The sequence below is a fragment of the Scytonema sp. PCC 10023 genome (genome assembly GCF_963920835.1).
Lineage (GTDB): Bacteria > Cyanobacteriota > Cyanobacteriia > Cyanobacteriales > Nostocaceae > Kalymmatonema.
Map to the genome: position 1 here is coordinate 111,339 of NZ_CAWUDP010000018.1, position 16,371 is coordinate 127,709.

Genomic DNA, 16,371 nt, shown 5'->3' on the forward strand with positions numbered 1-16,371 from the left:
GCTTTACTGGCTACTTAAGAGCGATCGCTCCTTCAGTTCCTCTGTTGCATCAAAAGAAGACAGACGGGTAGCTAATGGGGCGATTGTACCGATAGCAGATAATTGAAGGGTCGCCTCTTCGCACCCAAGGGGTTGATTCTGAATCTCACCCTTACGGCAAGCAATACCAGTCAGCTTCACTGTGATATGTTCTGCAATTTGTCCACCGAACTCGATGGGTTCTCCACCAATCAGAATGTCACTCACAGTAAATCCCTCTTCTGGTGGAACCTCGTAGGCTGCACGCAGAATCCTGCCTGTGGAGCCGCGTAAAATCTGCCAGTAGCTAGAATCCACAGGAGTGACTCCATCTGGCTTTGTCCAACCACTTATATCTAAACTGTCTATGTAAAGTCCAACTGGATTGGCAAGGGTAATCGAGTGTCCATCCCGTGCCAATGAATTGACAATTGCTCCAATGGTGGGATCGCTAGCTCTACCAGGTGCGCCAAAGCGAGCACAACGAATCAGTTCATCAGCGTCTGTCAACAGGCGTCCATTTTTCTGGCGCAAAATTGTAGCAAAGGCGGCAATGTTGATCTCAGCACTTAAGGTGTTATTGCGCTGATTCAGATGCATTGCTCCATCTGTTGTATTCCACTTATTCAGGGACTTATACTGACCGTTTTCAAACAGGTCATCCAACTGCACTTCCGGACTAATGTACTTTCTGTAAAGCTCAAGAAGCTTTTGCCTATCTCCTGTTGCACCCGCTGTTTTAGGACCGTTATAGTTGATGGGGTAACCATGTGCTAGTGCTTCCCAATATTCAGGACCTTCACAGGTAAAGGTGACGCGGACAATCTTACCTTGCTCACGGGTGACGTGCCATTCTAAGTATTCGTCCTGTGGACGCTCACCTCCAGGCAGAAGCGTGTCAGCTTCCTCCCAAGCCGCGCGATCGTCTCCTGGATGCTTTCGCGAAATCAGTGCCGGAAATCCAATCCAGGTAATATCTGCTTCTGCGAAAGGCTCAGTAGTTTCTGTTTGTGTGGGATTGTAAAATTGGCTTTTACCAGTGTTTACAAGTGATTCTATAACCTCCTTAATATTATCATCGAATCTATTGCTGATGAACTCACTCCAGGCTTCTCGCTGCTTAGGAATTCAGTCAAAGTCATCAATATTGGCAGGGGGCTCAAAGCGCTCTAACTTCATAAAATTAAATACTTCTTTCTAAGTGTGTTCACGTACTACTTCTGCTTGGTACCATTCTATTCCGGAAATGCCCAAGGCTTTTGGAAGATAATAAAACTTAGGCATTGACAGAATTGTGATTATGCATATGTACCTTTAGCTGTTGAGTGGACGAAAGTTAAGCTCTTTAAGGCAACTTTTCTACATTCTTAATAAATGAGAGCCAAATCTACTTATGCACCTAGTGCTTTGTCGCATTAATTCTAGTGGTTGTATATGGCGGTTTGCAACCCGGAGTAAGGTATGGAAAGAAATAATGAACCACAGATGGACAATAAATAAAAGTTTTTCCTCTGTCTTCCCACGCCACTTCAAAAAGGGCGGGGGGAACCCCCGCACTCTTTGTGGCTCCCCAATGCATCGGGGGGAATTCGGGGGGTGGACACGAGATTTATAATTACTTCATTCAATTGAGTTGCGCTATAAGTTCGTAGTCAGATGTCATTTATAAAGTAAAAATAAAATTTTTGTAGGGGAGCCAGTGCGTTGCGGTGAATTCAGCGCTGCAGGCGGGTTTCCCACGCCCAGGCGACTGGTGTTCGCCGTCAGGCGTGCCGCAGGCATACCCGAAGGGAGGTTCCCCCGAGTGTGCAAACTGGCGTTGTGTTAGGCGCACCATGCTCGATATAATCTATAGCGAAAAACATGTTCAAAGCGCAAGGGCGCACCGCCATATAACATGGTGCGCCCTTGCTAAAGCCGTAACGTACCGTACTTAAAGCTTATTTGTAAACTGCGTAAGTCCTAGAAAAAATTAAATTCCTGATTGTTGAGGATTTTAATATTCGCGGCATGACAGCACGGTATAAGGTAAAGAAGTGCGAAAATTTCAATCAAGTTTTACCGAAAAATTGGGTTTAAAGCCCCGTCCTAGAAGGAGGGCTTTTTTCAATAGGGAACAAAAACGCCATGTCGTGCGACAATAGATATAGCGGTAATGCGCACATAAAAAAGACGAAGTAGGTAAGCGTGGACAACTCCTGAGCCACCAAGCCTGGTAGTATAAATCCGCGCATCTTGTACAAATGTGGGAGTAAAAGCACTCGTATTGAATAAACCTTTTCAAACGCGGTCGGGCAGTCCTTGCGAAAAGTGGACGTGTCCAAACGGGGATATTTGAATGCTCGCATTTGGGTATCTAGAGAGGACGGTTGAAGCAAGAATCCTCACGCATGACGGCTGAGGAGTGTCAAAGAACTCGTACTTGATGCTGATGCAGAACAGGCAAGAGTTGATTTCACAAGTGGTAGTGACCGCACAGCAGATGCGTGATATTGAAGCGCGTATATTTGCAGGGGGAATGCCTGTAGCGGCTTTGATGGAAAAAGTGGCAGGACTCATTGCCCGTCGCATTCAGGATATCTACCCCCTTTTTTGGGGACAAGAGGGACAAGGTGACAAAGGGAAAGCTTCCTTATCCTCCTCATTTCTTTCCCTGAAAAAAGGTGGATTTCGCGTAGGAATTCTCGTTGGTCCCGGTCACAATGGCGGTGATGCTTTGGTCGTTGCCCGAGAGTTATACTTTCGGGGTTATGAAGTTTTCATATATTGTCCTTTCTCTAAACTCAAGGAATTAACTTCGCAGCATTTGCAGTATGCTAAGAGTCTGGGTTTACCGTGTTATGAGACAATTGAACCACTGCAAGATTGTGATTTGTTGATTGATGGGTTGTTTGGATTTGGCTTAGAAAGAACGCTCACAGATCCAGTTGCAACGGCTATCAATCAGCTCAATGAATGGAAGAAACCAATTATTAGTATCGATTTGCCTTCGGGGTTGCACACAGATACAGGTGAGGTGTTGGGAACTGCGGTGCGTGCTACCCACACCTTATGCTTGGGTTTGTGGAAGCTTGGTTTATTGCAAGACCATGCTCTTGATTATGTCGGCAAAGCCGAGTTAATCGATTTTGATATTCCCTTGGCTGATATACAAGCTGTACTAGAAAATTCACCAAGCATTAAACGTATCACAAAAACAACTGCACTCTCGACTCTGCCTCTACCTCGTCCACCAGTCACCCACAAGTACAAGGAAGGACATTTACTGCTAATTTGTGGGTCGCGTCGGTATTCCGGAGGGGCAATATTAACCGGGTTGGGCGCGCGAGCAAGTGGTGTGGGAATGCTCTCGATCGCTGTGCCAGAATCACTGAAATCTATAATGGTGGCACAGTTGCCAGAAGCGCTGATTATCGGGTGTCCAGAAACAGATTCTGGGGCGATCGCCCAACTGCAACTTCCACCAAAAACAGATCTAAGTTCATTTAGTGCGATCGCCTGCGGTCCCGGTTTAACACAAGACGCCAGCCCAATTTTACAACAAGTGTTAGATAGCACCAACTCCTTAGTTCTGGATGCTGATGGCTTGAATATTCTAGCTCAAATGGGAACTCTAACCACGTTACAAAAAAGACAATCACCCACTGTACTTACACCGCATACTGGTGAATTTAAGCGGTTATTTCCTGAGATTCCTGATGCCAGCAAGGACAGAATCAAGGCGACGCGGGAAGCTGCGGCGCAAAGTGGCGCAGTGGTGTTATTGAAAGGGGCAAGGACTGTTATTGCCAACTCCCAAGGTACCGTTTGGATTAATCCCGAAAGTACCCCAGCTTTGGCGCGTGGTGGCAGTGGAGATGTCTTAACTGGGCTTATGGGTGGATTGTTGGCGCAAGCTTCTTCTAAAAAGATTTCTGTAGAGGAGATAGTGGCAACTGCTGCTTGGTGGCACTCTCAAGCAGCAATTTTAGCAGCACAAGATCGGACAGAGTTGGGAGTAGATGCGTATACCCTGACGCAATATTTGATACTAGTTTTGACTTAAATGAGAGCGGAGCAAAGGCTTGTATTCTTGATTGACAAAGAAAAAAGCGCTTTTGTCAACTCCCTTTCCCAAAATTCTTAATCCTTTACTGGGTTAAGTTCTTGAACTCTCCACGCTTTGAAAAACGTGGATTCTAGACTGTTGTTGCTCCGCGCGGCTCAAAGCCACACTCCCTTCGGGTATGCCTGCGGCACGCCAAGGGCGAACGCAGTCGCCTGCGGAGGGAAACCCTCCCGCAGCGCTGTCTCACCGCAACGTTGTCTGGTGTTTTTTTTACAAAACACTTGGCTGGTTCAAACTGCCCTACCCGCCTCAACCTTTTCAGGCTGTACGGCTACTTTAGGATCTTCCAACCATGTTCGCGCAGCGTCTCCGTCAGGAGAAGATTTTACGTGTTGATGGCTCTAAAAAGACTTTTCAACACAACCTCATATTTTCAATTATCGTGGTTCAGTTCACTAACACGTTTGTTTTTTGGAGTTTTTCATCCTGTGCAGTGTTTCTTTGTCTTACCACGATCTGGGTATAAGACACAACTCTTTAAAACCTGCCCTTGTCGGATTTCATCCCCCTATTTTTAATAGGGGGATGAAATCCTCCCACGTTAGTTTTGATAGCATACGCCTTCTCTAAACACAGCTTCAATTTTTCTGCCAGTACCCGTACATTGGGTTCTTCAAGCAAGGTATAGTGAGAGCCGGGAATATGATAAACATCGATTCCTCCAGTGATGAGTTCGCCCCAACCAAATAGCGGATCATATTGCATACCTGTAGCTTCCTCCCGCTCCTTATCGTCAGTCCGCAGCAAGATTATTCGACCTGAGTACTCCTGGAAGATGTATTGGCTCTGAGCTTGGTGATTAGCGCCTATAATGTCTATGTGGTTGTCACCCTCAGGTAAAGGCTCCGGAATTCCTAACAAACGCATATATTTGTGTCGGATCTGGTACGTTCCCCACTCACGCCAGCCCACAAGCTTTTGCTGAAGGTAGGCAGGTCCTTGTTGTCTAAAATTATTTATGTGCTCGAAAACTCTGTTTATGAAGGGCGATCGCTTCTCACTACCTGGACGATTGGTATCAATCATAGCTAGAAGACCAACTTTCTCACCTTGATAGTGGAGTTGCTGAGCCATCTCCAAGGCAACTATACCGCCGAAAGAGTATCCTCCTATATAATAAGGACCTTTAGGTTGAATAGTTTGCATTTCTTTAATGTAAAGCGCTGCCATGTCTTCAACCCGGGTTAAGAGAGGCTGTTTTCCATCTAGCCCTTGTTGTTGTAGCCCATAAACTGGTTGCTCTGCTCCTAAATTCATCGCCAGCGGGCGGTAACACAGGATTTCTCCACCAAGGGGGTGGACTAAGAATAAAGGTGGCTTGGAACCTTTGGGTTGAATTTTTACTAAGGATGACCAAGCATCTATTGATGTGTCCTCCCCAAGCGCCCCTCTCAAGACCTGATGATCAGTTGCTTTTTCTTCTGTAGAACGGAGCATCTGGGCAAGAGTTTCCACTGTACCTGAAGTGAAGAGTGTGGCTAGGGGAAGTTTTTTGCCAAATTTCTGCTCAATTTGCGCGAATAAATGTACGGCGAGCAAGGAATGTCCCCCTATGTCAAAGAAGTTATCTTTGACGCCAATGGGTTGGAGCTGTAAAACTTCTTCCCAAATCTGCGAAAGCTTTTGTTCTAACTCATCGCGGGGAGCAACAAAAGTTGCTTCGTGATCTGATGCTAAGTCAGGTGCTGGAAGAGTGTTGCGGTTGACTTTGCCGGTAGGAGTAAGCGGTAGGGCTGACAACAACACGAAAGCTGAAGGGATCATGTACTCAGGCAGCTTTTCTCTAAGGAAGCGACGCAAGTCACTTATGATGGGTGCTGGTTCTTGATTGGGAACAACATAAGCTACTAAGCGTTTATCGCCCCTGACGTCTTCACGGGCAATCACTACAGTCTGGAGTACAGATGGGTGTTGGCTCAGGACAGCCTCTATCTCTCCCAATTCTATGCGGAAACCCCGTATTTGTACTTGGTGGTCGCTGCGTCCGATAAACTCAATGTTACCATCTTGCAGATAACGCGCTAAGTCCCCAGTCTTGTACAGGCGTGCCCGCTCTTCCTGGCTAAAGGGGTTCGGGATAAATTTCTCAGCAGTCAATTCTGGGCGGTTAAGGTAGCCTCGCGCCGGTCCTCCACCGCCAATGTGCAGTTCTCCAACCACACCAATGGGGACTGGTTGCAGATGCGAGTCAAGCAGATAAATTTGCGTGTTCGCGATTGGGCGACCAAGAGGGACGATTTTTACCCGCTCATCCTGTTGGACAGGAATGGGATAAACTGCAACAGTCCCAGAGGTTTCTGTTTGACCATACATATTGATTAATTGTGCGCCATGCTGGAAACCAAACGTCCACTGAGGGGGAATATCAGACAGCAGTGGTTCGCCCGTAGTCACAATCAAGCGCAATTTATTGTCTAATAGGGCTTGTCTCGTCTGTTGTTCTAAGCCAGCCAGTGTGTGAATGCAGTTGCGCCAGTAGGAGGGGATGGTATCAACAACCGTGACATTGTATTTTTTAATTGCGGCAAACAGTGCTCTCGGGTCTTTTCTCTGTTCGGAAGTCGCAATTTTGACAGTAGCACCAGCAGCCAGAGGTACCATTAACTGCCTAACAGAAGATGAGAAAGCAATCGATGCTGTGTGCATATATACATCTTCTGCTGTGATACCGAGCGCTCGTCCCATTGCCTGCGCGTAGTGACACAAATTAGCGTGTGTAACTTGGACCGCCTTGGGCTTTCCGGTTGAGCCAGAGGTATAAATCACATAAGCTAAGTTGGCAGTTGTTGCTGTTTGGTTTAAGTTTTCTTCTGAGTGCTGGGTAATTGAATGCCAATCTCTATCGAAGCAAACGACTTGCGCTGTATGTTCGGGTAGTTCCGTTATCAGAAACTCCTGAGTCAACAACACCAAAGGTTGAGAGTTTTGCAACATGAACGCCAAGCGCTCTTTGGGATAGGATGGATCCAAAGGCACGTAAGCTCCACCCGCTTTGAGAATCCCCAGCAGTGCCACAACCATCTCTAGCGAGCGTTCCACAAAAATGCCAACCAGTACCTCTGGACCAACTCCCAAAGTCTTCAGGTAGTGCGCGAATTGATTAGCCAGGGCGTTCAACTCCTGGTAAGTGAGTTGCTGCTCTTCATACATCAGCGCCACAGCGTCCGGGGTAAGCTCTACCAGTTGTTCAAACAACTCATGGATACACTTATCCTGGGGATAATCGGCATCAGTATCGTTCCACTCATACAGTAACTGGTGACGCTCGGCTGCTGTTAGCAGTGGCAATTCGCTAATCTGCTGCTGTGGGTTAGCAACAATTCCTTCAAGCAATGTCTGGAAATGCCCACTCATCCGGTTTATAGTGCAAGCATCAAACAGATCAGTGTTGTATTCCCACAACCCTTGCAGTCCCTGTTCTGTTTCGGAGATTGACAGTGTCAAATCAAACCTGCAGGTAACGTTATCCCAATCGTAGGGAGTTATAGTCAGCCCTTGCCCCTCGAATGTTTGTCGCGGTGTATTCTGCAAGACAAACATCACCTGGAACAGGGGGTGATACGAAAGCGATCGCTCTGGTTGCAGTTCATCGATTAACTTGTCAATCGGCAAATCCTCATAGGCGTAGGCGGACATTGCCACATTTCGCACCCTTTGCAACAATTCCCGAAAACTCGGGTTGCCTGCCATATCAGTACGTAGTACCAGGGTATTGACAAAAAATCCAATCAGATCTTCTAGCTCCGACAAATTTCGACCCGCTATTGGAGAACCGACCAAAATGTCTTGTTGTCCAGTATATCGGTACAGTTGGGTCTGGAAAGCGGCTAGCAAGGTCATGTACAGTGTCACACCCTCTTGCTCTGACAATGTAGATAGCGCTTGCGATAAACTTTCGCTTATGACGAACGATTGCTTTGCACCCTGGTAAGTCTGCACTGCTGGACGTGGTCTATCAGCAGGCAATTCCAATACTGGATTTGCACCCGCCAGTTGCTGTTTCCAATACTTCAGTTGCTTTTCTAGCACCTCCCCAGAGAGCCATTGACGTTGCCAAACGGCAAAATCTGCGTACTGAATGGGTTGTTCGGGTAGAGGATTGGGCTTTGCGTTCAAGTACGCTTGGTAGAGGGTTGCTAGCTGCTCAAATAAAATGCTCATCGACCAGCGATCGCCGGCGATGTGATGCATGACCAACAGCAGGATGTGCTCTTGAGGCGACAGCACCAACAAGCTCCCGCGTAGCATCAAATCTGATATTAAATTGAAGGGGCGTTGCGCCTCATCTTGTAAGGTCTGTTGTATTTGGGTGGTGCGTTGGCTTGGCGGACAATTCTTCAGGTCAATCACCTGTAGTTCCACTGACCGAGGCTCTCTAACCACCTGCACCGGGTTGCCATCGGGTGCAAGAAAGTTGGTTCGCAATGCTTCGTGGTGCGCAACAATGGCATCCAGAGACTGCTGTAGTACCGCCACATTCAGGTCGCCTTGCAACTGCAAAGTCTGAGTAATGTGATATGCTGAATTATTAGTTTCCAACTGTGCTAAAAACCACAGTCGTTGTTGGGCAAAAGATAGGGGATCTGCTTCAGTCGTAGTTCTTTTGGGAATGGTATGCTGTCTTTTGACATCAGCACTTTTGTTTTTAAGTTCTAGCTCTGGTAGTTCTCTTTTGCTTGGAGAAACAGGGGCAATATTTTTGCTGGTATCATCCATATATCGTAATCCTTGATTGCTATTACCGAGTCAACAGAGATGAACATAGCCACCCCCATATACATTTTTAGAGTCTTTAGCACCCAAGTATGCAAGTCATAAAATTACTTTCACTACAGTCAAAGCGCTTCGTTTACCTCTCCTCACTGCTATGGAATAGCCCATGCCAGACGATTGGCTTTTTTTATTTAGTTAGTCATACGTGAGTGTTTCGGTCTTGCTTTTGACGGCAATCGAATTGGGATACTTGTTGACTTGTTGTTCAAAACAACTAGTGATTGATTACTCAAAATCTTCTTTTTTGAATTCGATGAACCCGATGGGCAGACTCACAGAACGATTGTAAGTAGCCTGTCGTTGCCAAGAAAGCAAAAGAGGTGGTATTCAACGATTGTTCATTGATATCCCGATAATTCTGAGTAATTCTTTTAGCTCGCTCTACAAGCGTAGCTGTTTAAATAAAAAAGACAAAAGACAATTTTATTTAACATAGATACAACCAATTGCTTCAGATTGAACCTAAGAAAATAGAATTTCCTGTTAATTGCAAGAAGTTATTTTGCATAGTCACTGGCTTCTAATTATAATCTTAGGATTATAGAGTATATTTGAGTTTACTAGACTGCCGCAATAATTCTAAATACGTTCAATGTGGATTTAGTTTAGAAACGTAGAACCACTGTCCTTTTTTGTTATTTTATATCATACTTTGCCTTTTACAAGGTATTTTATCTTGTAACTACAAAATACTTTGTAAGTGGTTTCTATGTAGATTATCTTAAGACTTATTAACTAAAGCTGATTGCTATAATTTAGTAGTTTTTATACAATCTTTATCTAATCTTTAAAATAAATAAATCTTTAAAATAAATATATAGCGATTGTTAGTTGCATAAAACACACGCATACACTAAGTAGAACTGCAGCAACGAGCAACACTGGCGGAGTTGTTGTTACAAAAACGTCAACGGGTTGAATAGTTGGCAGCTTATTTGCGTTCGATATAAAATCCCCCATGTCCTTAGATAATTTAGGTCTTGGGGGATTTTTGCTAAAATTCTTGTTTGGCTTTTGATCACGTTATACGATGTACCAGGATATGGCTCGAAAAAGTATCAAGCTGAAGCTATCCGACAAACATGAAAGTTAAGTTGCTTGAGGTATAGTTTGTGCTTGGTTTTGTGCTTGATGCTGATCAGTTTGTCCGTTTTGTTGTCCGCTGATAGCTTGATTGCTTTGTCCACCGAGATTAATTGAGACAACTCTGTTTCTTTCTTCCTCAGCTTTAGGCAGAGTTAGGCACAGTACGCCGTTGTTAAATTCAGCTTGAACCTTATCATTTTGAATCCGAGATGGCAAAGGAATAACGCGTTGGAATCTGCCATAGCGAAATTCCGAACGTCTCATACCTTTGTCTTCTTGCTTAGTCTCAGATTTACGTTCACCAGTGATAGCAACCGCTTCGGCGGTAACTTTTACATCTAAGTCTTTGGCTTCAATGCCAGGAACCTCAACTCTGAGTTGAATCTCTTCGGGAGTTTCGTGAATTTCTGCTGCTGGTATAAAAGAAGAACCAGCGATTTCCGTCTCGCCATCGCCACTAGTCGTCATGCGATCAAATAGGCGATTCATCTCGCGTTGCAATAGCGAAATTTCGCGGAAAGGGTCGCCCCGGAAAGGGTCGAAACGCATGATTGCCATATTTCTTACCTCCGATATCTCTCAAATGCAAGATTTACAATGCTCTTGCTTCAACTTCAAGCTATCAAAGGCAAAAAGTTTGCTCCTCAACCAACTGGATGAGTTTTTGTTTGCAATTAAATGTATCTCCAATTACAAAATTTTCTTGGTTATTTATTGCGTTCTGCTAATAGTTATTACGTAAAATTAGATACTTTATTTGTAAATACATCCTCACCCAATCAGGGGAAATTACCCTGATTCTTTTGATAGAGGTAGCAATTGCATCCACTTGTCAAGATGTAAATGACCTTTAGAGGTGGATGAAAATGGCTAAAGTCAATCCAATCCAACTGCAAAAACATCTGAAAGGTGTTGACTATCCGGCTAGTAAAGAACAATTGATTCAACACGCGCAAAAGCAAGGCGCTGACGATAATGCTATTTCAGTGTTGCAACAAATACCAGATCAGGACGTAAGGCGGGGAAATGGCCTATGCCTGATGGTCAGCTTGCCCGATTACTGGAAATTTTAAAACAACAGCAACCGAGAGCTATAGGTTTAGATATTTATCGGGATTTACCTGTAGAACCTGGTTATCAGGAGTTGCAGAAGGTTTTTAAAACGACGCCCAACTTAATTGGTATCGAGAAGATGATTGCTGATCGCTCTGGTTTTGCTGTTAACCCACCGAAAACCTTAAGCGAATTGGGACAGGTGAGTACCAATGATTTGGTGCTAGATGTCGATAGTAAAATCCGGCGCAGCTTGTTGACTATAAAAGATAATAATAGTCTGGGCGCAGAGCTAGCTCTTACCTACTTGGAAGCTGAAGGGATTACTCTCCAACCAATTCCTCAGGCTCAGAATCAGCGTCGTAAGTTTAAGTTAGGTAAAGCTGTCTTAGTTCGGTTTGAAGCGAATGACGGTGGGTATGTAGGAGCAGATGCAGGCGGAACTCAGATATTAGCTAACTTTCGCAGCCTGCGCCAGGGTTTTCGTAAAATTTCGATAACTGATGTTTTAGAAGGGCGGTTACCCAAGGATTTACTACGCGATCGCATTGTCTTGATTGGTATAACAGCGGAAAGCAGTGGTGACATCTTTTATACATCTTACAGTAGTGAATTTCTTGGTCAAAATGCTAAAGCATTTACTGGGGTAGAAATTCATGCCGATGTCGCCAGTCAGCTTGTAAGTGCAGCGCTGGAAGGACGCCCCCAAATTAAAGTTTGGTCAGAACCTGTGGAAGGGTTGTGGATTTTTGGTTGTGCGTTTGTTGGGGCAATATTAAGTTGGACACAACGGTACTGGAAAGTCACCAGAAAGAAAGTTGTTAAGGGAGTGACTGTAAGTTTACCGTTCACATCCGCCAGTCTTGTGCTAGCGGGGGGTACGGTTGTCCTTGGTAGTTATGCGGCTTTTTTGTCAGGATGGTGGATTCCAGTGGTACCCGGGGTGTTGGCGTTGCTACTATCTGCAGGTGCCATCACCGCCTATATTGCCCGAAATACGAATATGATGCGCCAAGCTTTTGGACGTTACCTTACAGATGAGGTTGTTGCCAATCTGTTGGAGACACCCAGGGGATTAAAACTGGGAGGTGAAAGGCGAAAAGTGACGCTGCTGATATCCGGTTTACAAGGATTTTCGGCTATATCAGAGCGTTTATCATCAGAGAAAGCAGTCGAGATTGCTAACCTTTACCTGGAAGCGATGATTGATGTGATCACCCAGTACCAAGGGACAATCAATGATTTCATGGGCGATCGCATTTTTGTGATCTTTGGTGCGCCCATTCAGCGTGAGGATGATGCCACAAGAGCCGTGGCTTGCGCCCTTGCTATGCAATTAGCGATGGATAGCATCAATACCAAACTCTCCAGTATGAGCTTACCATCTCTAAAAATGGGTATTGGCATCCACACTGGTGAGGTGTTAGCAGGGAATATTGGCTCTCAACGGCGTGCTAAATACACAGTGATGGGAAGCAATGTCACCTTGGCTTACCAAATGGAATCTTATACGGTAGGTGAGCAAGTTCTTGTTTCTAAAGAGACATTCAAAGATGCAGGTTCGATTTTGCGAGTCGATGGGCAAATGCAAGTCAAACCCCAAGGAATGCAGGAACCAATCACTATTTACGATATTGGAGGTGTTGGTGGAAAATTTAACTTATGCTTGCCCCAAAAAAGCGAAGAAATACTGATAACTCTGGTGCAGGAAATCCCGTTACAGTTCACGATTTTAGAAGGTGAGCATTCTACACAAGAAGTCTTCCAGGGGAGTTTAGTCAAGCTAGCAACAACCAGCGCTGAATTCCGTTCCCCTCAGCCCGTGCAACTTTTTAATAATTTGCTGATTCATCTTTTGCCTGGAGGTGAACAAGCCAACAGACTAGGTGACATTTATGCCAAAGTCGTAGCAGTTTCAGCCCATCAGCAAATTGAGATTGGCGTTCGGTTCGCAGCTATTCCACCAGAGGCGGCGGCATTTCTTGCTTACATTCGGCAGTCGGGTGAAGGGTAAGTAGGGAGTAGGGAGTAGGGAGTAGGGGCAGGCATACGTGTCAACATAAGCTAAAACCCTTGTAAATAGGCTAGAGCATACTCTCCTGAATGCCCACAATCTTGCTCCACCCCACCCCGGTTTTGTCTGACGCCAAAACCTCCCCTCCCCTTCGTAAGGGGAGGGGATAAAGGGGTGGGGTAAAACCAACGTGGAATCAATGGTTAAGCTAAAACCCTTCTAAAATCTCGTTTCCAGGTTTCACCTGGAAATGCCCTGGAAGCGGCTCTGCCGCTCAATCAGCAGGCAGAGCCTCCCAATATGCATTCCCAGCCTGAGGCTGGGAACGAGGCAATTTTCGCCTACTTATCAGAACCTTGTGGATGAGTGTTGAAACCTCGTGATTGAGTAAAAAATCATGTGTGTAGAGACGCGCCAGGTTGCGTCTCTACATTGTGTTCGTGATAAGGGTTTTGGTCTTATATGAACCGTATTGCCTCATGGATGAGTATCAGAATCTCGTGCTTGAGTGTCAGAACTTCAAACTCCTAATTTTTAACTCCTGACTCCTGCTGACAAGCTTGAATGCGGGATAACAGATTTTCTCGCCACTCCCACACAATCAAAACCGGGAGATGTCCAACTGGTGCAGTGTCGGTAAATGTCAGTTGAGCATAAGTTTTCCAGTAAATCTCACTGTGGCGAAACCAACCCTTTCTGCTTCTACCACACCAGCCGACGCGATCGCCAAATTCATCCCAGTTATAATTCACATTGGCAAAAATCTCCTGTTGTACACTCAAACCAAAGCGATCGCGACTATATTCGAGCCACAGGCGGTTAATCGTGTTCAACTCTACACAAGGAAAGTTTTGTATAATCGCGTCATCTACCCAAACTTGTTTTTCTCCAGCTGCTATTCTCTGCATCACTGCTGCTGTTTCCTCGTCAGCTTCTTTCCACTGACCAAATTTCAGTAAATCGCGCAAGCGTATGTAGTCATTTTCTTGCTTATCCTGCTTGTCGTTCAAATGAACTGATGGAGAGGTGACGAGTTGCTTCGCTCCTGACACAGTGACGCATAGAGCTTGGGACATGGAGAGCGAAGAGCTCATGTTCATAGATTCTTTTGTCCCTGTGTCCTCTTGTCCCCGTGTCCCCGTGTCCTCTTCGATGGGATCAGATTCTGGTGTTATCGCTGGTGTCGCCTCTGGCACCTCAACCAAAACATTCTCTACGGCAGGAGTGTTAACAGGATCGCCTTGGCATGGAGATTCTTCTGCTGGGGAATCTTTCTTCAGGAGTTGAGGTGTGAAATTTTGTGCTATTCCTGCCATCAAAATCACATTACAGCCTAGTTTATAGGCAAACTCATAATTCCTACCTGCTCCCAATGCATCATAGAAACCCACAGCAAATTCAATTGCTGCTTTATCTTGAATTGCCTGACTCATGCCTACCACATAATTAATGTGTTGGGCTATCTCCTGTGCCTGATACTTTGAGTAGCAAGCATTGAGAACAACACACTCTAGTTGATCAGCAAAAAGTTGAAATAATCCCGCTAAAGCCTCAGCATCCACTAACTTAACTTGACCCATCTCATCTTCAAATGCCAAGCCTTCTTCTCCAGTCCCATGCCCAGAAAAGTGAATAATATGTGGTTCGTAGTCGAGAATAGCTCTGTGGATATCCCTATAGCGTACTGCTTCTGCTCTCTCTATTAAATACAAGTCACGCTTTTTTGCTCGTCTTAACCCCGCTTTGATTTCGCGCATCTCCTCATCCAGACGAAGCTGACTTGTGCCTCTAGGATTTGCTGACAACAGTAAGATTTTTCGGGGTTGAGTGCTATTATTATCGGACATTTGGCTTAACTAAGCTTAGTAGAGCAGGAGGGAAGACATTTGTAAATTACCCATGCACTAAGGCGCACGCTACGCGAACAGACTATAAGTCTGGGAGCAACGCGGGCACACAAACAAAGCTCCGAAGTTCCCTACGGCGGCATACCCGAAGGGACTTCGCTTGTGTAGCCGCGAATTCTATTCGCCAGGTATTTTTGCAAAATTGGGATGCTCCCATCACTGTTGCATTGAAGTTTGACAACTAGCCGGGGTGAGTGCAGGACTGTGAGGTGTAGTATTAGGGACTTCTGCAACTAGAGTAACTGTGCCATCAGCATCCACAACCCATCCCTGCGCTTCTACTATCTCTTGTGGGTGAGAAGAGGAGGCGGGGACACCGGGACGCGGGGACGTGGGGATATTTTGACTCGCCGCGTCATGACTATTTTTGCTATCTGGCAACTCAAGCAATTCAACTAGTGTTTCCTCACCGGGAAATATCTCGTTGAGGCTAGCAGGTAGTCCACCCCGTCCGGTGATGGTAAAGCGGTTTTGTCTACTTGCTATGCCACCTGGTCTACAACCTTGGGCAATTTGTGTAGAAGGGTCTACTAAATTGACTGGTAACTCCACAAAACCGCGACTGGGGTCAAGATTGGATGTGTTGATTTGTATTGTACCCGCAATCCCTAGTCCAGAACTGGCAGTGATGTCGCTTTCCGGGGTTTGTCGTTCGCGGGGCTGGATGCCAAAGACGTCTCGCGCTCTAATTGTGATATTACCCCCTTGACCGTTAAAAGCATTGGCGGTGATGTCGCTGTCTTCTTTTGGCACAGCAACGATGAAACCATTAGGAGCATCTATGGTAATGTCACCGCCATCACCTCCCTGCTCTGCAGTTCCTGCATTGGTAGAAATTTGGCTGTTTCTACGCAAGAGTAATAAGTCTCCGACTTTCAAATTGATGTTGCCACCGTTACCAGATGCAGTTATAGCTAAAATACGTGCGTTGTTATCTAGCCGGATAGAGCGAGAGGCAACCTCAATGTTTCCAGCAGTTCCTTGTCCATTGCTACTGGCAGTGAGTCCAGCGCCATTGGTGACAGAAAGTGAACCAGTGGTGATGAAGATGCCACCTCCGTTGCCCTCCCCTCCAGTTGCCACACTGCTGAATGCAGCACTGGGGAATCCATCTTTTGTGCCATCAAAAGACACAGTATCTCGGGCATTAATCGTGATATTGCCTGCATCCCCTTTTCCAAGAGTGTTGGCACTGAGCCGAGCGCCATTGGTGAGTGAGAGTGAGCCAGCACTGATGCTGATGTCACCTCCTTTGCCCTCCCCTCCACGTTCCACACTGCTGAATGCACCGCTGGATAATTCATCTTTTCTGCCATCAAAAGACACAGTATCTCGGGCATTAATCGTGATATTGCCTGCATCCCCTTTTCCAAGAGTGCTGGCACTGAGTCGAGCGCCATTGGTGAGTGAGA

Annotated in this window: 7 protein-coding genes and 1 pseudogene; 3 read left to right on the forward strand and 5 right to left on the reverse strand. The window is 45.7% G+C overall.

Features of this window, described 5'->3' with window-relative positions; all coding sequences use genetic code 11:
* Window positions 1-3: 3 nt before the first annotated feature.
* The gene (locus ACM0OZ_RS13475; RefSeq protein ID WP_414583330.1) at window positions 4-684 is read right to left on the reverse strand and encodes a hypothetical protein; all 681 of its coding nucleotides are present in this window, start codon (window positions 682-684) and stop codon (window positions 4-6) included.
* 1,765 nt (window positions 685-2,449) lie between these two features.
* On the opposite strand from ACM0OZ_RS13475, the gene ACM0OZ_RS13480 reads away from it, so the two are divergent.
* Complete coding sequence (locus ACM0OZ_RS13480; RefSeq protein WP_414583331.1) at window positions 2,450-4,063, forward strand: NAD(P)H-hydrate dehydratase; 1,614 nt, start codon at window positions 2,450-2,452, stop codon at window positions 4,061-4,063.
* A 540-nt stretch (window positions 4,064-4,603) separates the two neighbouring features.
* Here ACM0OZ_RS13480 and ACM0OZ_RS13485 read toward each other — a convergent pair.
* Both ACM0OZ_RS13485 and ACM0OZ_RS13490 read right to left on the reverse strand, forming a co-directional pair.
* Window positions 4,604-8,842, reverse strand: coding sequence for a non-ribosomal peptide synthetase (locus ACM0OZ_RS13485; RefSeq protein ID WP_414583332.1), 4,239 nt, complete (start codon window positions 8,840-8,842; stop codon window positions 4,604-4,606).
* A gap of 1,146 nt (window positions 8,843-9,988) precedes the next feature.
* Window positions 9,989-10,543, reverse strand: coding sequence for an Hsp20/alpha crystallin family protein (locus ACM0OZ_RS13490; protein ID WP_414583333.1), 555 nt, complete (start codon window positions 10,541-10,543; stop codon window positions 9,989-9,991).
* A 308-nt stretch (window positions 10,544-10,851) separates the two neighbouring features.
* Between ACM0OZ_RS13490 and ACM0OZ_RS13495 the strand changes: the two genes are divergently transcribed.
* On the forward strand, window positions 10,852-11,058 hold the full coding sequence (locus tag ACM0OZ_RS13495) for a DUF2795 domain-containing protein (protein WP_414583334.1): 207 nt from the start codon (window positions 10,852-10,854) through the stop codon (window positions 11,056-11,058).
* A complete protein-coding gene (locus ACM0OZ_RS13500; protein ID WP_414583335.1) occupies window positions 11,019-13,052 on the forward strand; it encodes a CHASE2 domain-containing protein in 2,034 nt (677 codons plus the stop codon). Before ACM0OZ_RS13495 ends, ACM0OZ_RS13500 begins: the two co-directional genes overlap by 40 nt.
* A 527-nt stretch (window positions 13,053-13,579) precedes the next feature.
* On the opposite strand, the gene ACM0OZ_RS13505 is transcribed toward ACM0OZ_RS13500, so the two are convergent.
* A complete protein-coding gene (locus tag ACM0OZ_RS13505; protein ID WP_414583336.1) occupies window positions 13,580-14,899 on the reverse strand; it encodes a GUN4 domain-containing protein in 1,320 nt (439 codons plus the stop codon).
* A 216-nt stretch (window positions 14,900-15,115) separates the two neighbouring features.
* Window positions 15,116-16,371, reverse strand: a pseudogene (locus ACM0OZ_RS13510) (hypothetical protein); the annotation flags it as partial.